Source organism: Streptomyces sp. SS7, assembly GCF_037993025.1.
In the GTDB taxonomy this organism is placed as follows: Bacteria; Actinomycetota; Actinomycetes; order Streptomycetales; family Streptomycetaceae; genus Streptomyces.
Map to the genome: position 1 here is coordinate 9,484,486 of NZ_CP141223.1, position 21,356 is coordinate 9,505,841.

Sequence of the window (21,356 nt, forward strand, 5' to 3'; positions counted from 1 at the left end):
TCAGCTCCCCTTGACGGTGAAGCCCTGGCCCTTGGCGTACGTGGTCAGCCGTGACTCCCAGGTGCCGAGGGCGGCGACCGTGTCGGACTTGTCGGCGAGCGACTTGCCGACGGTCTCCGTCCAGTCCGTGGCCGCCTGGTCGAGGAACGGCGGCCACTGGAAGGAGGCGTTGACGGTGGAACTGATGTCGGCGAAGACCTGGTTGACCTTCTGGCCGCCGTAGAAGGCGGGCGCGTCGCCGGTGAACTCGGCGTCCGTCAGCAGCGCCTTGGTCGCGGGGAAGAAGAACTGCTCGGTGGCGAACATCCTGGCGCTGGCCGGGTCGCTGTTGAGGAACTGCGCGAAGAGCGCCGCGGCGACGGGGTGCTCGGTGGAGCGGATGACCGCGGTGGTCGAGCCGCCCCAGTTGCCCGAGCTGGGCTTGGCGGCGTCCCACTGGGGCAGCGGGGCGGCCCGCCACCGGCCGGCGGTCGCCTCGGCCGAGCCGGAGAGGAACACCGGGCCCCAGGCCGCGGTCAGCCAGGTGGCGTACCTGCCCTTGTTCAGGGCCGCGTACCAGGAGTCCGTGAAGTCCGGCTCGACCCCGATGACGCCTTCCTTCGCGAGCCCGCCCCAGTACGCGCCGAGCTTCTTCGACACCGCGTCGTCGACGCTGATGGCGATGTCGCTCTTGCCGGAGGTGACGTACGGCTTGCCGCCCGCCTGCCACAGCAGTCCGTGCCAGGCGGCGACCTGGTTGGCCGCGAGGTTGGTGAGGTAGACGTCCGGGTCGGCCCTGTGCAGCGCGCGGGCCGCCTCGGCGAACTCGTCCCACGTCTTCGGGACGTCGATGCCGTGCTTGTCGAAGATGTCCTGCCGGTACAGCATGCCCATCGGGCCCGTGTCCTGCGGGATCGCCCACACCTCGCCGTCGCTGCCGCTGACCTGGCCCCAGGTCCAGTCCACGAAGGTGGACTTGAGGGCGGAGGCGCCGTACGGCCGCAGGTCCAGCAGGCTGTCGGTGATGGTGAAGGTGGGGATGGCCTGGAACTCGATCTGGACCATGTCCGGGGCGCCGCTGCCGGCCTTCAGGGCGGTGCGCAGCTTGGTGTACTGCGGGGTGCCCTGACCGGCGTTGACGACCTTGACCTTGATCGCCGGGTACTTCTTCTCGAAGAGGGCGACCTCCTTGGCGATGTTCGGGACCCACGTCCAGAACGTCAGCTCGGTGGGCGTCTTCATCGCCTTGTCGATGTCGGCCTGGCTGACCGGCTTGGCGGAGGCGGAGGAAGCACCGGAGCCGCTGCCGCCGCAGGCGGTCAGGGCGGCGCCGAGCGACAGGGCTCCGGTGGTGGCGAGGAAGAGACGGCGGCTCATGGGGGCGGAGCCGGAGAGGGGCATGGAGGTGTTTGTGGGCATGGTGGACTCCCGCCGGGGCGAAGAAGGGGGCACGCGGGGCGAGGGCGTGCGGGGGTGAAGGAAGAGCCGGGAAGCGGAGCGGTGCATCGGGGTGGGCGCGACGTGCCCACCGGGCGGGTACGCCGACGGGGCCGGGTACGCCGACGGGGGGAGGATGGGTCGCGGGCCCGCCGCGGTCAGGGGCGGCCCGGGGGGCGCGCGGGCGACGAGCTGAAGGGGGAGGGCACGGGCGGGACGGGTACGGCGGCTCGACCGTCGGTCACGCGCGGTGCTGCGGGCTCACGCGCCGGTGAACAGGTCAGGGACGGCTGGACGGACCTCCTGTCTCGGGCGCGGGCGCCGGGGCGCCTGCGTCGGAAGGGGGGACGGTGCGCCGTACGCCAGCCGGGTTCGTCCGGTCGGCGGGAGGCGCGGTCGAGGCGCGGACGACGAGGTTGACCGGTGGGTCGCTCGGCGGCAGGAGGTCGGCGTCGGGGTTCTCGATGGCGTGCACGAGACGCTTGAGTCCCTCCTGGGCCACGGTGTCGAAGGGCTGGCGCACCGTGGTCAGCGGGGGAGCGATGTAGGCGGCGACCGGGATGTCGTCGAAGCCGACGACGCTCACGTCCTGCGGCACCCGCAGTCCGGCCTCCGTCAGCGCGCGGATCAGTCCGATCGCCATGTCGTCGTTGGCGACGAACACGGCGGTGAGCGAGTCGTCCGCGGCGAGTTCGCGACCCGCCCGGTATCCGGAGGCGGCCGACCAGTCGCCCTGGACGACCGGTGGCACTCGCCTGCCGTGCGCGGTGAGCGTGGCCCGCCATCCCTCCAGCCGGTCCCGGGCGGCGTACCACCGCTGCGGGCCTGCGAGGTGATGGACCGTCGGGTGCCCCAGGTTCAGCAGGTGCTCGGTCGCCGTACGGGCCATCACATCTGCGCCGTCGCCGGCCGTCAGCACCGTGGGCGCGGTCAGGCCCGGGGGCGCGCCGAGGACCAGGACCGGCACGTCGACCCGCAGGGTCATCTCTCCCCCGGGCCCGGTCTCGTCGATCGGCTCGGAGATGACGATGCCGTCCACCCCCTGGTCGAGCAGCGAGTCCACGGCACCGGCCACCCCGGCGGGGTCGCCCTCCACGGTGTTGACGACCCGGAGCGCGTAGCCCGTGTCCCGGACGACCCGCTCGACCCCCATCAGGAGTGAGGCGGGGCCGTACAGGGCGGTGCCGAGGGTGACGACGCCGATGGAGCGGCTGCGGCCGGAGGCCAGCGCACGGGCGGCGTTGTTGCGCCGGTAGCCGAGCTGCTCGGCCGCCTCCAGCACCCGTCGGCGGACGTCGGCCGAGACGTACGGCTCGTCGTTGAAGACCCGCGACACCGTCTTCTGCGAGACCCCGGCGAGCCGGGCGACGTCCACACTGCGCGCCGCCGCGGAACTGGTGCCCCGCCCTGTCGCTCGCGTCATGGTGTCTCCCGGTGTGCCGAACGGTCGTACTCGTGCATCGATGATGTCAGACGTCACGCGGCCAGGCGTGTCTGACTGCGTAGTCATGTCTGCGCTGTCATGTCTACGCAGTCATAAGCGACGCGTCAAGAGGGCGGACGGTAACGGAGTGGGGGGCGCGGTACGCGCCGGGGCCGCTGCGCCGCCCGGGCCGCACCCCCTCAGCGGGACCGGATGAGCAGCAGGGCGATGTCGTCGCTGCGCGGAGCGGAGCGGCGGGCGTGGCGGACGAGGGCGTCGGCGAGGGCGTTCATGGTGCGCGCTCCGCTGCGGGTGAGCCGCTCGGCGAGGGCGTCGACGGCGTCGCCGATGTCGATCCCCGGGGCCTCGACGAGGCCGTCGGTGAACAGGACCAGGACCGAGCCCGGGGGCAGCGGGACGTCCGTCGACGGGTAGTCGGCGGCCGGATCGATGCCGAGGAGGAGACCTGGCGGCACCCGGAGGATCTCGGCGCGGCCGTCGGGGTGGCGCAGCAGCGGCGGCGGGTGTCCGGCCGTGGCCAGGCAGACCCGGTGGGCGGCCAGGTCGATGTGGGCGTACAGGCAGCTGGTGAACAGGCCGGGGTCGAGGTCGGTGAGGAGACGGTTGGTGCGGGCGAGGACCTCGCCGGGGGAGACGCCCGCGGTGGCGTGGACGGCGGTGCGGACCTGCCCCATCAGGGCGGCGGCGTTCACGTTGTGGCCCTGGACGTCACCGATGGCCGCGGCCGCCGTGTCGGCGTCGAGGCGGATGAGGTCGTAGAAGTCGCCGCCGATGTCCAGGCCCCGGGTGGCGGGCAGATAGCGGGCGGCGACGTCCAGCCCGGGGATCTCGGGCAGCGTGTGGGGCAGCAGACCGGCCTGGAGGTTGTGGACCAGCTGGTGCTTGGCGTCGTAGAGCCGGGCGCGGTCGAGGGCCTGGGCGAGCAGCCCGGCGGTGGAGGTGAGCACGGCGCGCTCCTCGGGGGCGAAGACGTGCGGCGCGTCGTAGGCCAGGACCAGGGAGCCGACCGGCCGTCCGGAGGTGATCAGCGGCAGGAAGGCCCACGAGGACATGCCGTCCTGGAGCTCGGCGGGGGGATAGGCCCGTTTGAGCTCGGCGAAGGACGCGAAGAACGCCGGGACACCGGTGGTCAGGGCCCGTACGGCCGGTGTGTCCGAACCGAGCGGGGCGGCGTCGAAGCGCTCCATCAGCTCGGCCGGGTAGCCGCGGTACCCGATGATCCGCAGTCGGCCGTCCTGCGCCGTCAGCAGCGCCAGTGCCCTCGCCCCGAACGCGGGCAGCACCTGGTCGGCGACCTGGTCGACCACGTCCTGGACGCCGACGGCCTCGGTGAGCGTGGCCGCCAGATGCATCAGGTGGTACAGCGTGACGGCCCGCCCCGGCGTGGCCCCGGGGGCCGGAGGGGCGTGCGGGGGTTCCACGACCGGGGCGAGCGTGTGGGCGGAGTGGGCGGGGGTGATGTGCACGCTGACCCCGGAGGCGTCCGGGTCCAGCCGGAAGGACAGCCACCCGTCGGGCGGGCGCAGAGCGGTGAACGACGTGGGTTCCCGGCTGAGCACGGCCGCCCGGTAGCTGTCCTCGGCCAGCGGGTCGTCCAGCCAGGGCAGCGCCTCCCACGGCTTGGTGCCGAGCAGCTCGCCGATGCCGGTCCCGAGCAGTTCGGCACCCCCGCTGGTGACGAAGGCGATCCGGCCGTCCACGTCCAGGGACAGACAGCCGCCCGGGATCCGCTCGGCGAAGTCGACCGCGGCCTGCGCCTGCGCCGCGTCCGCCGTCCGCACCCTCGGCGCGGACAGCATCAGCGGCTCGGCGCCCGGCCGTACCGGGCGCCCCTCCTCGGCGGCCCGCCGCAGCAGCGATCCCAGCCGCCGGCAGATCCCGCCGACCGCGTCGCGCTCCGCGGGACTGAGCTGCGGCGGATGCCGGGCGGGCCACTGGAGCACGAGTCCGCCCCAGGTGTCCGTGCCGGTCGTGATGGGGGCGGCGGCCAGCGTGAAGCGGTACGGCACCACGAGTGCCAGGCGCGGATAGCGGCGCGCCAGCTCCTCGGGTCCGCCCACCCACACCAGGCGTCCGTCGCGGACCGCGTCCGACACCGGGGAGGCGCTGTCCAGCGCCACCCGCGCCCAGGGCCGGGAGATGTCGTACGACGCCCCGCCCAGGACGGCCAGCCGCAGCACGGCCTCGTCCGCCGGAAGCAGGTACACCGCCGTCACGGAGGCACCGCTCTCCCGCGCCGCCTCGGCCACGGCGGCCCGCAGAAGCTCCGGACCGGCCCCGACGTCGACGGCGTCAGCCCCCGGCACGCCGCCGACCTCCCCGACTCCCGTCCGCACCGCGCTCCGGCCGGTCCGCCGAGGCACACGCCGGCCACCGGCCCCAGCACTCACGAGCCGCCGACCGGGCACACGGAACGGCCCCCATGTACGGACCATAAGCCCGCGGCGGGGCGACGGCACGTCCGGTGCCGTCGCCGTTCGCTCGTGGCGGGCGGCTCCGCTCCGGCCGCAGGGCGCCGCTCGTCAGCCCGCCTGCGACGGCGGCTGCTCCATGGCGTCGGCGACCACCCGCTTCAGGATCGCGCTGGTGTGGATCACGGTGCCGGGCCTGAGCAGTCCGTCGCCCCCCTCGTCCTGCTTCACCTGGACGATGCGCTCGCCGAGGAAGACATGGGTCTTCCGGTCGAAGATCCATTCCTCGCGCTGTCCGCTGGTCTCGTCGAGCCGGGCCACGGCCATCGCGGCCGCCCCGCCGCCCCCCGCGTCAGATCTTGCCGCGGGGGGCAGAGTCTCGCTCACGCGACGGGCGGTCGCTCACTGCCCCGGGGCGAGGACGTACGTGTTGAGGGTGCCGACCTGGCTGAGCGGGGTCGGGGAGCCCAGGTCGTAGCGGTCCACGGCGAGATAGGTGGGCTTCTTGCGCGCGGCGGGCGTGCAGAAGTTCTGCGCGCGGTTGAGAAGCTTGCCGTTGTCCGTCGTGGCGGTGCCGCTGATCGTGTAGTCCCGGAAGTGGTTCATCACGAACAGCGGGTGGAAGGCGGCCGAGTCCACGGTCAGCGGCCGGCCGGTGCCCCAGCGGCTGTAGCAGGACCAGTCCGAGGTGCCGAGCCCGCCGCCCATGGACCAGTAGTTCTCGACGGTCCACTCCCGCTGGTACATCACGCCGAAGGTGTCACGGGTGGCCCAGCCGCTCGCGGTGTCGCTCGCCCGGGTCCGGTCGCTGAAGATCAGCAGCCGCTTGCCGCGCGCCGCCAGGTCCGCCATGGTCGGCCAGCCCTTGGCCGCCACACCCTCCTGGTCGGGCCGGTACAGCACGTCGGACAGCCCGCTCACGGAGGCGAGTGAGGCCTTCAGCACGTCGGAGGAGGCGTAGTCCTCCAGGAACACCGTGACGAACTGGCCCGGGTTGGCCTGGAGGAAGTCGACCATCCGCTGGAGGTCGGTGGCGAGCGGGACGGGGCTGCCGACACCGTCGCAGCTGTTGTGGCAGAGCACGGCCTTCCCGGAGACGGTGTAGTCGTCCAGCATGAACCCGCGTACGCCGTCGGCGAGCTGGCGGCTGATGCCGTAGTTCTGGTTGGGGAAGAGATTCACCGGGAACGACGCGAAGTTCCCGTCGGCGCCGTTGGCGAAGGCGTTGTGCGCGGTCAGGAAGGTGACCTGGTCCAGGGTGCGGGTGTCGGCGGACGGCATCGGGACGGTCGCGTACGACACCGGGGTGAGGTACCAGCGGGCGAGATCGCCGGCCTGGCCGAGCGCCACGGCACCGGAGTCGGAGGACGACGCGGTGAGGTACTGCGAGGTGCCGGGGGCGCTCACGGTGTACGTGCTGTCCGCGCCGGCGGCGATCGTCCACACGGTGCCCGTCGTTCCGCACGGGGCGGTCACCGCGGAGGTGCCGCTGCGGCCGAGGCAGGTGCCCGACTCGTCGGCGTTCCGCAACTGGTAGCCGCCGTCGACCGCGACCGGGGTCCACTGCTGGTGGTCCTCGTTGCCCTTGGGGTTGTGCGCGGCGACCGTGCCGCCGCTGTCGGCGGCGTTCAGGCCGGTGGCGTAGTTCTGCAGATAGACCGAGGAGACGGGGACGGCCGCCGTGGCCTGCCCGGGGGACAGGACCGGCAGGGTCAGGGCGAGCGCGGCGGAGCCGCACAGAAGGCGCAGGGGGCGCAGACGCACAGGGTGTCCTTTCATTCCAGCACTCCAGTGTGATGGCAGAGGCATGACATACCGTCGCCGCCCTCCCGCGCCAGGCTTCTCACCTGAACTCACAGTGAGGAATGGACATCTGACGTACGGTCACTGTCCGTCGGTGAGGGGCGACTCGTCGCGAAGGACATGGTGCGTCCGGAAGAGATCGGGCGCCGTCACCCGTCCTTGCGCAACCAGGCCTCCAGCGCTGCGAAGTCGGACGCCGTGAGACCGCTCCCGGGTCGACGCGGTGCAGCAGGGCGCGCCCCGGGTGGTGGCCCATACCCACGCGTGGTCGAGATCGGTGATCTCGTCGTCGACCCAGACGAACGGCCGCCCCGCCGCCAGCCGGACCAGGGTGCGCGTCTTCCAGTGCGGCGCGCCCGCCTCGTCCTCCACGGGGGCCTGCGGCAGCCCCGCCACCGGCAGCGCGGGCAGTCCGAGCAGCGGCGCTGTCACCTCGTTGGCCCTGGCCATCCAGGCGGTGGCCCACATCAGGACGCGGGGGAGCGCCGGCAGCCGGGGACCGTGCCCCAGGTCGATCCTCGCCAGCTGGGGGTTCGTCACGTCCTCCCAGGCGTCCCACCCCTGTGGGGTCGTGGGCAGCTGCGCGCCGCCGTACGGCAGGACGGTTCCGTCGACGTCCAGGAAGAGCAGCGCAAGCTCCGTGTGATCAGACATGGCCGTACGGTGGCGGCTCCTCGCTGTCACCCCTGCCGGGGCGGAACGCACAGCCGTGCGAGGCCCGCGGCCACCAGATACGCGAGGGCGCCGACGGCCATGCTGACGCGCAGCCCGGTGGCGGGGTCCGTCGCCGTGGCGAGGAGACTGCCGCCGAGCGCCACCGCGGTGGCACTGCCGAGCTGACGCGTGGTGTTGAACAACGCGGAGGCGGTTCCCGAGTAGCCCGGGGGAGCGGCGGACATGACGGTGGTCGTCGTCCCGGTGAGGGCGAAGGACGTGCCGAAGCCGGCGGCCATCATGGGGGCGACGAGGAGCGCGTACGCGGGGTCCTCTCCGGCGGCCGCCCAGCCTGCCAGTCCGACGGCGGCGGTCAGCATGCCGGCGACCACCAGCGGACGGTCACCGGTACGGCGGGTGAGTCGTCCGGACAGAATGGAGGCGAACGTGGTCATCGCCACCGCCGGGAACAGCGCCAGCCCGGTGGCCAGAGCGCTGTAGCCGCGCTGCTGCTGGAAGCCGAGGCTGGCGGTGAACACCATCCCGTAGAAGGCGAAGTTGAACAGCAGACCGATCGCGGCGCCGCCGCTGATCGCCCGGGAGCGCAGCAGGTCCAGGGGCAGGACGGGCGTGCGGGCGAGCCGCTCGCGCACCCCGAAGGCCACGGCCGCGAGCGCCGCCAGGCCGATCCCGGCGAGCACCACCGGATCGGACCAGCCGCGCCGTCCGGCCTCGTTGAGCGCGGCGGTCAGCAGGGCCACGGCCGCCACGACGGCGCACTGCGCCGGCCAGTCCATCACCCGGGCGGGGTGCCGGGGCGAGCGCGCCACGTGCCGCAGCGTCAGCGCAAGGCAGGCCGCGCCGACGGGCAGGTTGACGAGGAACACCCACCGCCAGCCCACCGTGGACACGAGCAGCCCGCCGAGCAGCGGCCCGGCCGACGCCGCGATGCCCGCCATCGACCCCCACAGCCCGAACGCCCGGGCGCGCGCGGCGGGCGCCGGGTAGGCCTGCTGGAGCAGGGCCAGCGAACCGGGCACGATCAGCGCCGCGCCGAGCCCCTCGACCAGCCGGGCGACCACCAGGAAGGGGGCGTTCGGGGCGAGGGCGCAGGCGGCCGAGGCGGCGGTGAACACCCCCACGCCCAGACAGAAGACCAGCCGGTTCCCCAGCCGGTCGCCCAGCGCGCCGCCCGTCAGCAGGAATCCGGCGAAGACCAGGGTGTATCCGTCGGTGGTCCACTGGATGCCGGTGAGCGAGGCCGACAGCTCGCGGCCGATCACCGGGACCGCCACGTTGATGACGGTCACGTCCAGGATGACCATGAAGTACCCGGCGCACACGGCCAGCAGCGGTGCCCATGCCCGCCGCCCGGCCGACTCCCCGACCGTCACGGCCTCAGCTCCATCCCGCCCGCGCAGAACCGACAGGTTCGCCACACTACGGGACAGTTCCCCGACGGCACGGCAGCCGAGCCCGTCCGCGGACGCGCGAGTTCGCGGGCGAGGCGGCCAGGGTGATCCCGATCGCTGTCGCCGTCACGACAGTGAGACTGCCGAGCAGCTTCAACTCGGGCTACATCCACCGGGGTTGACGTCCGGGATGGCCGAAGGCCCGCACTGATACGGTCCGATCATGCCGCGCCTCCTGGAAGTCCCCGGGTACCTCCGCTTCTGGACCGCGTCTGCGGTGTCCGCCTTCGGCTCCCAGATCACGGGCCTCGCCCTTCAGGTCCTCACGGCCGTGGCCCTCGGCGCGTCCGCCACGGAGGTGGGCGTCGTCAGCGCCGCCCGCTGGCTGCCGTACCTTCTCTTCGGACTCGTGGCCGGCGTGCTGGTGGACCGCTGCCGGCGCAAGCCGTTGATGGTCGGTACGGATCTCGGACGGGCGGTCGTGCTCGGTGCGATCCCCGTGCTGTACGCGCTCGACCGGCTCAGCATCCCCGCGGTGTGCGCGTGCGTCTTCGCCGTCGGGGTGCTGTCCCTGCTGTTCGAGGCGGCGCACCAGTCGTACGTACCGCGGCTGGTCCCCGAGGACCTGCTCAACTCGGCCTACGCCCGGGTGGAACAGGCCGGCGCGGTGGCGGGCTCGACCGGTCCGCTCGTCGCCGGAGCGCTGATCAAGGCCATGGGGGCGCCGCTCGCCGTACTGGTGGACGCCCTCACCTATCTGCTGTCGGGGCTGTTCCTCGCCTCGGTGAAGGCGCCCGATCCGGTTCCCGAGCGGGGTGCGCGGCGCAGTGTGGGCAGCGAGCTGCGCGAGGGGGTGGCCTGGGTCTACCGGCATCGCACGCTGGCGTCCATCGCCCTGACCTCGCACGCGATGCTCCTGTTCAACAGCATGGTGAGCACGGTCTTCGTGGTCTACGCCCTGCACGGGCTGAGGATCGGCAGCTTCGGCCTGGGGGTCACCTACGCCTGCGCGGGCGTCGGCGCCGTACTGGGCGGCGCGATCTCCGGCCGGATCGTGCGCGGCCTGGAGGTCGGCGCCACCCTGATCGTCTTCCGGGTGGTCGCCGCGGTCGGCTGGCTGCCGCTGGTCCTGGCCCAGCGCGGACCGTGGGCCCTCGCCTCCGTCGCGCTCGCCTACTTCACCGTCTCGCTGGCGATCGGCATCGAGAGCCCGGTGGAGATGAGCTACCGGCAGTCGGTGACGCCGGACCGGCTGCGCGGACGGATGAACGCGACGATCCGCTCGATGAACTGGGGCATGGTCGCGGTCGGCGCACCCCTCGGTGGCATCCTCGCCGACCGGGTGGGCCTTCGCTTCGCCCTGGTGACGGCACTGGCGGGAGCGGTCGCCCAGGCGCTCGCCCTCGCCGTGTCGCCCACCCGACGGGCTCGCGCCGACAACGCCCCGGCAGAACAAGCGAGTTGCTGATTTCCCCGGTGTGCCGCGCCCGTTTATGATCTTGGTCGTGACTGTGCAGAATTCTGACAAGACGCTCTCCCGCAAGCAGAGGCTCCAGGAGAAGCAGCGCCGCCAGCTCTCGGTGGTCGACACGGTGGACAAGGCCGAGGCCAAGGTCCGCAAGGCGGAGTCCGAGCTGGCCGTGGCGGTCGCCGAGGCCGTGCAGGTGTTCGGCGACGAGAAGTCCGCGTCCGAGGGGCTCGACATGGCGCCCGAGGCGATCCGGCGCTTCCTGCGCATGGCCCAGGAGGAGACCGCGAAAACCGAGGAGTCCGCAGAGGAGGCCTGACCCGCGGCGCCTCGGTGGTCCCCCGCACCGACATCGCCGTCAGGCCGGGGCGTCGGCGCCGGGCGCCTGCGGCGCGGGCGGAGACGGGGGCACGCGGGACCGTGAGGCGCGGTACCGGCGGCTGATCGAAGAGCCTCATCCGCGCCTCGCCGAGGTGATCGAGGCCGCCGGAGCGCCCGCGCGCGGTGCGCGCCGCCGACGGTTCGCTGCTCCTGACGTACGAAGGGGCAGACGTCGAGGACGGCGAGGGCCCGGCCGCCGTCGCCCGGCGGATCGTGGGCCCCGACGACCGTACGCCGCCGAGCACGCGGAACGCACGGAGGCGGAGGACGTCCCGGCCGGCTCAGGGCGACGGGCGACGGGCGACGGCTTGAGCTTGTCCCCGGCGCTCGGTGAGTTCCTCGACCCGGATGGACGGTGGCCGGCAGCACCTCGACGATGGCGAAGGCCCATAAGCCGTGGTTCTCCTCGCGTCCGAGAGCGCATCGGTGGACGGTGACGGAGGCGTCGGCCGGCGCCTCGGCGGCCGCGGCGCCGTGGGCGGCGGCCAGCACGGTGGGGCCGTTCGCCGTGCGGGCGTCCCTCAGGGAGGACAAAGGTGGCGACGCCGACTACGAGGGGGCGCCAGTTGAGGGGTGTGGCCCCCGTTGGATCAGCGGAAGACGATGGCGTTGCGGGCCGCCCAGTCCGCGAAGGACCGCGGCGCACGGCCCAGGACCCGCGCGATGTCGGGGCTCACCCGGCACTCGGCGGGCAGCGGCTGCCCGAGGATGGCGAGGGTGCCCTCCACCACCGGCTCGGGCATGAACGCGAGCATCTGCTCTCGGACGTCCTGGCGGGTTCGCTCGACGAAGCGGACCGGCTCGCCGAGCGCGGTGCCGATCGCTGCGGCCCGCTCGCGCGGGGTGGTCGGGGTGGGGCCGGTGAGCTCGTAGATGGCGCCGGCGTGGCCGGGCCGCAGCAGCGCGGCGGCGGCTACCTCGGCGACGTCCGCCGGGTCGACCATCGGCAGGCCGACGTCGCCGAACGGGGCGGCGGCCAGCCGGTCGGCGCGGATCGACTCGGCCCGGGCGAAGGCGTTGGAGTCCAGCCCGCCGCAGCGCAGCACGGTCCACTCCGGGCCGGAGCCGCGGAGCGCGGCCTCGAAGGCCGCGCCGCCGGTTCAGCAAGCGAAGCGACGTCCTAGTGTCCTGAGTCTTTGATTCGATTCAGATATCCGGTGAGGCGTTCGAAGATCTCGTCAGCGGTCTTCGTCCAGACGAAGGGCCTCGGGTTGTCGTTCCAGTCGGCGATCCAGGCCCGGATGTCCTTCTCCAGGGCTTGGACGTTCCTGTGGACGCCACGCCGTATCTGCTTGTCCGTCAGCAGTGCGAACCAGCGCTCCACCTGGTTGAGCCAGGACGAGCTGGTCGGGGTGAAGTGCATGTGGAACCGGGGATGGGCCAGCAGCCACTTCTGGATCGCGGGCGTCTTGTGGGTGGCGTAGTTGTCGCAGATCAGGTGGACGTCGAGATGGTCTGGGACCTCCTTGTCCAGCTTGGCCAGGAACTTCTTGAACTCCACCGCGCGGTGCCGGCGGTGGAGCGAGCTGATGACCTCGCCGGTGGCCGCGTTCAGGGCGGCGAACAGGGTCGTCACGCCGCCGCGCAAGTAGTCGTGGGTGCGGCGCTCGGGCATGCCCGGCATCATCGGCAGCACCGGCGCCGACCGGTCCAGCGCCTGGATCTGTGACTTCTCGTCCACGCACAGGACGATGGCCCGCTCGGGCGGGTCCAGGTACAGGCCGACAACGTCGCGGACCTTCTCGATGAACTGCGGGTCCTTGGACAGCTTGAAGGTGTCCACCAGGTGTGGTTTGAGCCCGAAGGTCCGCCAGATCCGCGAGACGGTGGACTGGCTCAGGCCGCTGGCCGCGGCCATGTCCCGTGTCGACCAGTGCGTGGCGTTCTTCGGAGTGGTCTCCAGGGTCCGCACGACCACCTCCTCGACTTTCTCGTCGCTCACCGTGCGGGGCGGGCCGGGCCGCGGCTCGTCCGACAGACCCTGGAGCCGGTCGGCCGCGAACAGCTTACGCCACTTGGCCACCGTGACCGGGTGGACCCCCAGCTCCATTCCCACCGCGGTGTTCGAGCCGCCATCAGCACACGCGAGTACGATCCGGCACCTCAACGCCAGAGCCTGCGAGGACGTTGCCCGCCGTGACCAGCGCAGCAGCGTCTCTCGCTCCTCATCCGTCAGAACCACCTCGACCGTCGGCCGACCCATACGCGCCATGAGCCCAGCCTACTTCTGTATCGAAATAAAGACTCATGACACTAGCTCGTCACGAAGGTCGTCACGCTTCGAGCGGGAAGCTGGCCCGTGAAGGAGCCGTTGGACATGTTGACCCTGCCCTGCGGCGCGAGGTTCCTGCTTGCGTCCGTCAACCAGGACGACACGCCGGACGAGGTGTTGTTTCGCAGGGTGAACGGCTGACTCACCGGCGACGCCCCCTTGTTGATGGCGACGATGACCACCTGGGAGCCCGCGCCCCGGTACGCCGAGGTGTAGACGCTCGACTGGGGATTCGGCGTCGCGTCGATCCGCACGTGTCCTGGGCGGACGAACTTCGAGAAGTGCGCCATGTTGGCACCGCGCTTGCTGATGCGCCCGTCTTCCCGCATGGGCCCGTAGCCGCGCCGGATGTACCACCACACGTATGCCTGGAACTCGCCTTCCACCATGGCGCGGTGGATGTGTTCTCCCACGTCGAGAGCCTGGGGCCAGAGGTCGGCCGAGTCGCTGCTGTTGGGGTGGTAGACCTCGGTCATCCAGAGCTCTTTGCCCCCGCCTCGTTGCTTGAACAGGGGGTAGGGGAAGTTGCCGTACGGCGTGCCGTAGAGGTGGGCCCCGAGGATGTCCAGGTTGGCAAGGGCCTGGGGGTCGTTGAGGATCGGGTCCGAGAAGCTCTTCACGTACTGGAAGGACTCCGGAGCGATGACCTTGGTGCTGATGGAGCCGGCGTTCTCCCGCAGGAAGCGGATCATCTCGCTCGGCGTCCACCACGTCCAGTCGTGCGCGTAGTCGGGCTCGTTCTGCACCGAGATGGCATACAGGTTCACCCCGTTGTTCCTCATGAACCCGACGAAGTCGTTCAGGTGCTGCGCATAAGCGCCGTACATGTTGTACCGGAGCCGCCTCGCGTCGGTCTGGCTGCCGTGGACGAAGGTCTCGACCATCTGAGCGGGGGGATTCCACGGTGACGCGATGACGGTCGCACCGAGCTCGGTCGCCCGACGGGCCGTTGCCACCTCGCGGGTCCAGTTCGCGCGATCCTCGTGGACGGGGATTCTCAGCACGGAGAACCCCAGCTGCCCCTCGCCGTTGCCGAATGCCGTGTCCCTCTGGGCAGGCGTCAGGTCGCTGACCCAGACGGTGTGGTTCATGCCGCCGAAGCCCCGGATCGTCTGCCGCGCCGCCGAGGGGTCGACGATCACGGCGGCAGCCGCCGCGGACGGCGTCGTCGTGGTCATCAGGACCGGCAGGGCCCCCATCGTCGCCAGAACAGACCTCCGGCTCGGGGAGCCCGGTCCGCTGGTCATGGATTCGTTTCGACGTAACGTCATTGCTCCTCCTTCTCCTTCTCTTCTGCACGTTGGCGTTGATCCGCGCCTCGGCGTGGCCGTGAGGGCCCGCAGCGCGAAGGATGCCGTCGGGAGGGAAGGCGTCGTCGGGCGTCCGCGCTCGAGCTCTGCGGTAACGCGTATGTCCCTTGGGACCAGTTGCGGGGCGACCGCGGTCAGGGTGCGGTCAGTTCGAAGCGACTGACGGTGACGGTGCCGCCGAGTGCCTGGGTGGCGTGGTTGAAGATGGCGTAGCGGTAGCCCATGAAGAACTGCCAGGCGCTGTTGAGGGTGAAAGCGGGGCCGAGGGTGGTGTAGGTGGTGCCGTTGGTGCTGTAGGAGAAGCGGGCCTGGCGGCCGGTGCCGGGGCGGATGTCGGCGGCGGCGCGCAGCCAGACGCGGGTGCCGGTGATGGGCGTGGAGGCGCGTTCGGTGCCGGTGCTGGTGGTGTTCCAGTTGCTGTCCATGGTCAGGCCGTCGACCATGACCAGGCGTGTGGTGCCGTTGTCGCGCTTGAGGCCGATCCAGGCGGAGGAGTCGCGGAGCATGGCGAGGCCGGCTCGGTCGCCGTCGCGCATCTGGGCGTGGTCGAGGGTGATGGTGGCGGTGGAGGTGGGGCCCTGGATGCGGTGGGTGACCGTGTTGCGCGCGGCGTAGAGGTCGTTGGTGACGGTGGCAGTGGTCAGGCGCAGGCCGTTGTTGACGGACCATCGGCCGTTGTCGGGGTTGTGGTTCCACTCCCAGGCGGGTTTGAGGGTGGTCCCCTGGAAGGTGTCGACGCCGGTGAGGGGTTCGACCTGGCGGGGTGGCGGAGGGAGGTCGGGGGTGGTGTAGGAGGTGCCCCAGGTGCCGTTCACGAGGTGCAGTTGGGGCCAGCCGTCGGATGTCCAGGTGACGGGGGCGAGGGCGGGGACGCGTCCGCCGGGGTAGGCGTCGACGAAGGCCATGTAGTACCACTGGCCGTTCTGGGTCTGGACGAGTCCGCCCTGGTGGGGGACACCGCCGCCGGAGATTGGACCCGGCAGGTTGAGGAGGACCTGACGCAGGGTGTAGGGGCCGAAGGGACCCGAGGTGGACTTGAGGACGTACTGCCCGTTGGCCGGGCGGGTGAGGAAGATGTAGTAGTTCCCGTTGATCTTGTAGAAGCGGGAGCCCTCCAGGGTTCCGATGCCGGCGGGGGTGGAGAACACCTGCTGGGCCCGGACCTGGCTGCGGCCGTCCGGGGAGAGTTGGGCGACGCTGATCTGGGTGTTGCCGTAGGCCACGTAGAGGGTGTTGTCGGTGTCGACGAGCAGCCCGGCGTCGTAGTAGACGTTCGGCAGGTCGGCGTGGCGGTTCCAGGGGCCCTCGACCGACGGGGCGGTGTAGATGTAGGTGCGGGCGAAGTCGATCTGGCCCAGCCAGTAGAACGTGCGGTCGCTCGCACGGTAGGCCAGCGACGACGCCCAGATGCCCCTCACATAGCCACGCCCGCCGTTCAGGTCGTACTTGGCCCCGAAGTCCAGACGTGGCACCGAGTGGCCGGCGAACTCCCAGTTGACCAGGTCGTAGGAGCGCAGGATCGGCGCACCTGGCGAGTAGTGCATCGTCGAGGCCGAGTAGTAGTACGTGTCGCCGACGCGGATGATGTCGGTGTCGGCGAAGTCCTGCCAGATCACCGGATTCGTGAACGAGGCGGCCGCGGCTTGAGGCGCCTGGTTCGCCGCACGAGGTAGCGCGGCGTGTGCCGACTGGGCGTTGGCCGGCGGTATCGCGGCTCCCGCCACCAGTCCGGTGGCGGTGGTCAGTATCCCTCGGCGGCTGGGGAAGTGAGGCTGCGCGGATCCGGACATGGGGATCACTCTTCTCCGCGGACGGGTGGGAAGGCCGGGGGCGTCGCGTGGTGCAGGGCTGCTGCCCCGCGCGCTGGGACCGTCCCCATCGGGCGCTCACTTCCGGCGTCCGTACGTTGCAGGCGGGCGTGCGGGCTTGTCGTGCCTCCTGGAACTCGTCTCGTGGAGGGAGGACGAGGGGTGGCGCCCCCAGGCAGATATGGGAGCGCTCCCACTACGGTGCGTGCAGAGAGATCCCTCTTCATTGCGGGCTCCTGAGCGAATGATTTTGGGGAGTTCTACCGATCGTTGTGGTGGTGAGAGGACCGTAGAAGTGTGGCCCTGCGCCGTCAACCCCCGTGTGTGGCAGGAGAGTTCGTTTCGAAAGGATCGGAACCGGCCAGTACACTGCCCCCTATGTCCTCAGACGACGGCCGCCAGGGCGAACCGCTGACCCTCGCGCAGATCGCGAAGCGCGCAGGGGTCTCCGTGGCCACGGTCTCCAAAGTGGTCAACGGGCGGGCCGACGTGGCCCCGGCGACCCGCTCGCTGATCGAGGACATCATTCGTCGCTACGGGTACCGGCGGCAGAAGGCGGCGGGACCCGCCGCCCTGCTCGAACTGGTCTTCCACGAGGTGCGAGGCCCCTACCCGACCGAGATCTTCCGCGGTGTCCAGCGCGTGGCGGTGGAACACCAGCTGGCCGTGGTCGTTTCCGAGCTGCGGGGCAGACACACCCCGGAGCAGGACTGGGTCGCGGGCGTGCTGGCACGCCGCCCGACCGGTGTCGTCTCGGTGTTCTCAGGGCCCAGCGATGAGCAGGCCGAACAACTGCGCAGCCGGGGCATTCCGTTCGCGCTCGTCGACCCGACCGGGTATCCCGACTCCGACGCTCCGTCGGTGAGCGCGAGCAACTGGAGCGGCGGGCTGTCGGCGACCCGGCACCTGCTGGAGCTCGGGCACCGGCGCATCGCCGTCATCATCGGGCCGGAGTACGCCCTGGCCGGCCGGGCCAGGCTGGACGGCTACCGGGCCGCCCTCGACATGGCCGGAATTCCGATCGACACCGCCCTCGTCCGCGTCGGTGACTTCCAGATCGTGGACGGCCTCAAGCACACCCGGGACCTGCTGCGCCTCCCGGATCCGCCGACCGCGGTCTTCGCCGGCAACGACGGCCAGGCGCTCGGCGTCTACCGCGCGGCCGTGGAGGCAGGGCTGCGCGTTCCGGAGGACCTGAGTGTCGTCGGATTCGACGACCTCTTTCCGAGCCAGTGGCTCACCCCGCCACTCACCACCGTGCGTCAACCGCTCGCCGACATGGCCGCCACGGCCGCCGGTATGGTGATCGCCCTCGCCCAGGGCCGACCGCTCGAGCGAAGGCGTGAAGAACTCGCCACCGAACTCGTCGTCCGTGAGAGTACCGCTCGTTTTAGGGGCTGACAGTCGAAATTTTTCGGAAAGGGCCGACTCGGCAGAGGCGAGCAGCCGGTGGCGATGCCCTGCCCGCGGTGGGACCCGGCGACGGCCAGGAGCCGGATCTCGACGAGAGCCCGGCCGGGACCGGCCTGCTGGGCCGCCACGGGGAACACGACGGCAGGCCCAGAGCCTGTGATCGATACGGCCCCGCAGCCCGGGAGGCGGCTACTGCGAGCGGTCCTCCAGGTAACGCGTGTGGGTTTCCTGGCGTCTGGCCTCTGTTTCCCGCAGCGCGCCCGCCAGTTGCTCCGCCTCCTCCTGGAGCAGGGTCAACTGGCGTTCCAGATGGCGCTCCGGGGGATCCTGGCCCGGTGCCAGCCGTGTCCACCACCTCGTTCGTACGAAGGTGTCGACCGCCTCGGGAACGTCGTGGCGCACCACCCTGGACAGGGTGTGGACGCCCTCCGGGTCCTGGGCCAGGATCTCCGCGACCCAGCCGGGTTCGAGGAGGGCTGCCAGCAGGCCGGTGAGTTCGGTGAGGCGGCCCGCGGCGGCCGGGGGCAGGTCGACCTCCGCGAGGTAGGCGCCGAGGCGTTCGAAGTCGCCGCGCACTTCGTCGAGCTGGGCGGACGGGTCCGGGAAGTCGGGCAGCGGGGGGCGCTCCGGCGGGGCGATCAGCGCGCCCGCGCCGTAGAGACCGACGACCACGACCGGCCAGTACGGGCCCGCGACGCCCGTGAAGGTCAGGACCAGGCCGGCCAGTCCCGCCGCGCTGCCGGCGATGTTCTTGCGGGACTCCAGGAATCCGACGAACCTACTGGTAGCCACGGATCTCCTCGAAGGCGCCGTCCAGCGAGCCCTTCTGGGCGTCGAACAGGCGGCCGCCGGTCAGTTCGGCGATGTGCTCCAGCTCCCCCCGGTCGGAGTCACCGAAGAGGATGGGGAAGACGGGGATGTCCTGCCGTTCGGCGCTGAGGCTCTTGTAGAAGCCGTCGAAGTCACCGGCCTTCGCGCCCGCCGTGTTCTCGCCGTCCGTCATCAGCACGATCGACGTGAACGCGTCCCGGTCGGTGCCGAGGTGGTCGTACGCCTTCTCCAGCGACGTGTAGACGGCCGTGTCCCCGTCGGCCGACAGTTCCTCGGTGTCCTTGCGGATCGCGGCGAGCCCGGCGTCGGGGTCGGCGGGGTTGACGACATGCGTCCGCACGCTCTTCACGTCCGATCCGAACGGCATCAGCGTCACCTCCTCGCGGTCCCGGAAGTCGCCCGTCAGGTCGGTGAGGGCGGTCTTCAGGCGGCGCAGTCGGTCGCCCTGCATCGAGCCGGAGGTGTCGAGGACGTACACCGTCCGGGAGGGGCGGCGCAGGTCGTTCTCATAGGCGTCGAGGAGCCCGTCGGCGACGGACCGGGTTCCGGGAAAGGGCAGTTCGCGCCGGCGGGCGGTGTCGAGTCCGGCCGCGGGCGGCACCGAGGCGACGACCGGGCGGCGGTGCGTCTTGGCGGTGATCAGCCGCTGGACGGCCTCTGTGCGCAGCGCGTCGGTCACCCGCCTGACGTTGTCGCGGGTCGTCGCGTCGGTCGCGGCGAGGGAGGAGAGCGGGTAGTCGGCGGTGACGACACCGTCGGTGGGGCGGATCACGGTGAGCCCGGGGATGCCCTTGAGCACGGACTCGTAGTTGAGGAGCGCGTCGACGTCGCCGCGCCGGGCGTACGCGCTCGCCAGCCAGCCGGACGAACCCGAGGTCAGTTGCTGCCCCTTGAAGAACTCCTTCAGCCTCGGGGTCGCCTTCGCGACATCGGCGTCGGTGAGCGCGGACTGGGCTCCGGAGAGCGCCGAGGCGACCGAGACGAGCGTGGAGAAGCCGGAGTTGGAGCGCGCCGGGTCCGTCATGCCGTAGGTGAGTTCGCCGTCCTGGACCGCCTGTTCGATCTGCGACCAGGTGACGTGCTCGGGCTTCCAGCCGAGGGAGCCGACGGTCGCCGTCCGCACGCCGATGGCCACCGGGCTGGACATGATCGGCGTCTCCGAGACGATCTTCTTCGCCGCGTCGGGGCGCAGCCGCAGATAGTCGTCGGAGGACAGCCACAGGGCGTCGTACCTGCCGTCCGTGCCGGGCTTCGCCAGGACGTTCACGGCGTCGAGCGTGCCCATGTAGGTGGGCCGGATCGTGACGCCGGTGTCCTTGCGGACCTGCTCCAGCACGGGGGCCATGTCGCTCAGCTCGCTGGAGGCGAGGACGCGGAGGGTGCCGGGCCGGGGTGCGTCGGGGTCCTTCCCGTCCCCGTCGGCCACCGATGAACAGGCGGTGAGCAGGACGGCGAGGGCGGTCAGCGCGAGAAGGGGCCGAAGGGGATGAAGGGGCCTAAGGGGCCGAAGGGGACCAAGGGGCCTAAGGGGTCTGGGGGGTCGTCTCATGAGAGGCCGCCTTCCAGCGCGCTGCGGGAGCGGCTGCGGTCCAGGTAGGTGCCGGCCTGCTGGAGTTCGGCCGTCAGGTTCTCGACGGTCACCGCCATGGCCTCACTCGCCTGCACCTTGTAGGTGTCGATGGCGTCGAGGGTGCGGTAGATCTGCTGGAAGGCGGAGCGCAGGGTCTCGGCACCGACGGCCGGGTCGGCGGCGATGCGCTGAATCTCCCCGCTCTGCGTCGCCAGCATCTCCGCGTTGCCCCGGATGAGGTCCTCGGTGGTGCCGCGCAGGGCGTTGACCTGCTCGATGACCTTCTTCTGGGTGTCGAGCGCGGAGGCCAGCATGACCGAGATGCGCAGCGCGGAGACGGTGGTCGTGGCGGCCCGGTCGACGCCCTTGATCAGCTCGTCGTTGTTGCGGCGGACGACGTCCATGGCGAGGTAGCCCTGTGCGCACACCGCGAGCTGGGTGAGCAGGTCCTGGTGCTTCTGCCGGACCGGGAAGAGGACGTCGGCGCGCAGGCTGTCGGCCCGCTCGGGGTCGGTGAGCTCGGTGCCGGAGATCTGCTGCTCGACGGCGATGTCCAGTGCGTCGGTCAGGACGATGTACTCCTGGAGCTTGCCCATGGTTTCCCAGAGACGGACCCGCTCGGTCTGCAACGCGGCGTTGTCGCGCCGCAGTTCGTCCTGGCCGCCGCGCAGCGAGCCCACGATCTTGTGCAACGTGCCCTGCGCGGAGGCGTATTTGGCGACGTGGTCGCGGAGCTTGTTGCCGCCGGGGAGCCTGGAGAGGAACTTGCGGCCCTTGCCCGCCGGCAGGTCCCGCGGGTCCAGGTCCTCGACCACGCGGCGGAGCTCGACCAGCGATCCGGCCACCTTCGACTGGGCGTCGCCGCCCTTGTCGGGCAGGCTGCGGACGGTCCGCTCCAGCATGCGGTTGGACTGTGCGGCGGCCGTGCGCATCTCGCCCGCGCCGAGCGCGGTGATCTCGCCGACCTTGCCGACGAACTCGGGCGAGCGGGCGTCGAGGGCGGCCAGTCCGTCGACGTAGGCGGCTGCCTTGGCCGCCATGTCGGTGCGGACGCCGTCGTCCACGGGGACGAGTCCGCCGGCCCGCTCGCGCGGAACGGCGGCGACGGCCTCGGGCGGGGTGAGGGTGAAGTCGTTGTCGGTGCTCATCTGCTGCTGTCCCCC

General features: G+C 71.4%; 15 protein-coding genes and 2 pseudogenes. 3 read left to right on the top strand and 14 right to left on the bottom strand.

The window, feature by feature from the left end:
- The 7 genes and pseudogenes from U5640_RS42700 to U5640_RS42730 form a co-directional block, all read right to left on the bottom strand.
- Window positions 1-1,398 carry an extracellular solute-binding protein gene (locus U5640_RS42700; protein ID WP_340384584.1) on the bottom strand — a complete coding sequence of 466 codons (1,398 nt, stop codon included), beginning with the start codon at window positions 1,396-1,398 and terminating at the stop codon, window positions 1-3.
- A gap of 298 nt (window positions 1,399-1,696) precedes the next feature.
- Window positions 1,697-2,839 (bottom strand): LacI family DNA-binding transcriptional regulator, encoded by a 1,143-nt coding sequence (locus tag U5640_RS42705; RefSeq protein ID WP_340384585.1) that lies wholly within the window; start codon window positions 2,837-2,839, stop codon window positions 1,697-1,699.
- A 200-nt stretch (window positions 2,840-3,039) separates the two neighbouring features.
- Window positions 3,040-5,166: a SpoIIE family protein phosphatase gene (locus U5640_RS42710; RefSeq protein WP_340384586.1), complete on the bottom strand. Its 2,127-nt coding sequence runs from the start codon at window positions 5,164-5,166 to the stop codon at window positions 3,040-3,042.
- Between the two features lie 216 nt (window positions 5,167-5,382).
- Complete coding sequence (locus U5640_RS42715; RefSeq protein WP_340384587.1) at window positions 5,383-5,658, bottom strand: hypothetical protein; 276 nt, start codon at window positions 5,656-5,658, stop codon at window positions 5,383-5,385.
- A gap of 15 nt (window positions 5,659-5,673) precedes the next feature.
- Window positions 5,674-7,035, bottom strand: coding sequence for an RICIN domain-containing protein (locus U5640_RS42720; protein WP_340384588.1), 1,362 nt, complete (start codon window positions 7,033-7,035; stop codon window positions 5,674-5,676).
- A gap of 188 nt (window positions 7,036-7,223) precedes the next feature.
- Window positions 7,224-7,728, bottom strand: a pseudogene (locus U5640_RS42725) (hypothetical protein).
- Between the two features lie 26 nt (window positions 7,729-7,754).
- The gene (locus U5640_RS42730; RefSeq protein ID WP_340384589.1) at window positions 7,755-9,122 is read right to left on the bottom strand and encodes an MFS transporter; all 1,368 of its coding nucleotides are present in this window, start codon (window positions 9,120-9,122) and stop codon (window positions 7,755-7,757) included.
- Between the two features lie 241 nt (window positions 9,123-9,363).
- On the opposite strand from U5640_RS42730, the gene U5640_RS42735 reads away from it, so the two are divergent.
- Entirely contained in the window at window positions 9,364-10,608 is a 1,245-nt protein-coding gene (locus U5640_RS42735) for an MFS transporter (protein ID WP_340384590.1), read from the top strand.
- Window positions 10,609-10,645: 37 nt separating this feature from the next.
- Window positions 10,646-10,927, top strand: a complete 282-nt coding sequence (locus U5640_RS42740; RefSeq protein ID WP_340384591.1) for a hypothetical protein — start codon at window positions 10,646-10,648, stop codon at window positions 10,925-10,927.
- A gap of 652 nt (window positions 10,928-11,579) precedes the next feature.
- On the opposite strand, the pseudogene U5640_RS42745 reads toward U5640_RS42740, so the two are convergent.
- The 4 genes and pseudogenes from U5640_RS42745 to U5640_RS42760 form a co-directional block, all read right to left on the bottom strand.
- A pseudogene (locus tag U5640_RS42745) lies at window positions 11,580-12,074 on the bottom strand (NmrA family transcriptional regulator); the annotation flags it as partial.
- A 35-nt stretch (window positions 12,075-12,109) separates the two neighbouring features.
- Window positions 12,110-13,201 (bottom strand): IS630 family transposase, encoded by a 1,092-nt coding sequence (locus tag U5640_RS42750; RefSeq protein ID WP_340384592.1) that lies wholly within the window; start codon window positions 13,199-13,201, stop codon window positions 12,110-12,112.
- A 41-nt stretch (window positions 13,202-13,242) separates the two neighbouring features.
- On the bottom strand, window positions 13,243-14,532 hold the full coding sequence (locus U5640_RS42755) for a glycoside hydrolase family 30 beta sandwich domain-containing protein (protein ID WP_340384593.1): 1,290 nt from the start codon (window positions 14,530-14,532) through the stop codon (window positions 13,243-13,245).
- Window positions 14,533-14,705: 173 nt separating this feature from the next.
- Window positions 14,706-16,361 (bottom strand): glycoside hydrolase 43 family protein, encoded by a 1,656-nt coding sequence (locus U5640_RS42760; RefSeq protein WP_340384594.1) that lies wholly within the window; start codon window positions 16,359-16,361, stop codon window positions 14,706-14,708.
- A 396-nt stretch (window positions 16,362-16,757) separates the two neighbouring features.
- On the opposite strand from U5640_RS42760, the gene U5640_RS42765 reads away from it, so the two are divergent.
- Window positions 16,758-17,780 carry a LacI family DNA-binding transcriptional regulator gene (locus U5640_RS42765; RefSeq protein ID WP_340384595.1) on the top strand — a complete coding sequence of 341 codons (1,023 nt, stop codon included), beginning with the start codon at window positions 16,758-16,760 and terminating at the stop codon, window positions 17,778-17,780.
- A gap of 201 nt (window positions 17,781-17,981) precedes the next feature.
- Here the strand turns inward: U5640_RS42765 and U5640_RS42770 are convergent, their stop codons facing one another.
- The 3 genes from U5640_RS42770 to U5640_RS42780 form a co-directional block, all read right to left on the bottom strand.
- Window positions 17,982-18,584, bottom strand: a complete 603-nt coding sequence (locus tag U5640_RS42770) for a hypothetical protein (protein WP_340384596.1) — start codon at window positions 18,582-18,584, stop codon at window positions 17,982-17,984.
- Window positions 18,571-20,049 (bottom strand): substrate-binding domain-containing protein, encoded by a 1,479-nt coding sequence (locus U5640_RS42775; RefSeq protein ID WP_340384597.1) that lies wholly within the window; start codon window positions 20,047-20,049, stop codon window positions 18,571-18,573. Before U5640_RS42775 ends, U5640_RS42770 begins: the two co-directional genes overlap by 14 nt.
- A gap of 119 nt (window positions 20,050-20,168) precedes the next feature.
- Entirely contained in the window at window positions 20,169-21,341 is a 1,173-nt protein-coding gene (locus tag U5640_RS42780) for a toxic anion resistance protein (RefSeq protein WP_340384598.1), read from the bottom strand.
- Window positions 21,342-21,356 lie beyond the last annotated feature (15 nt).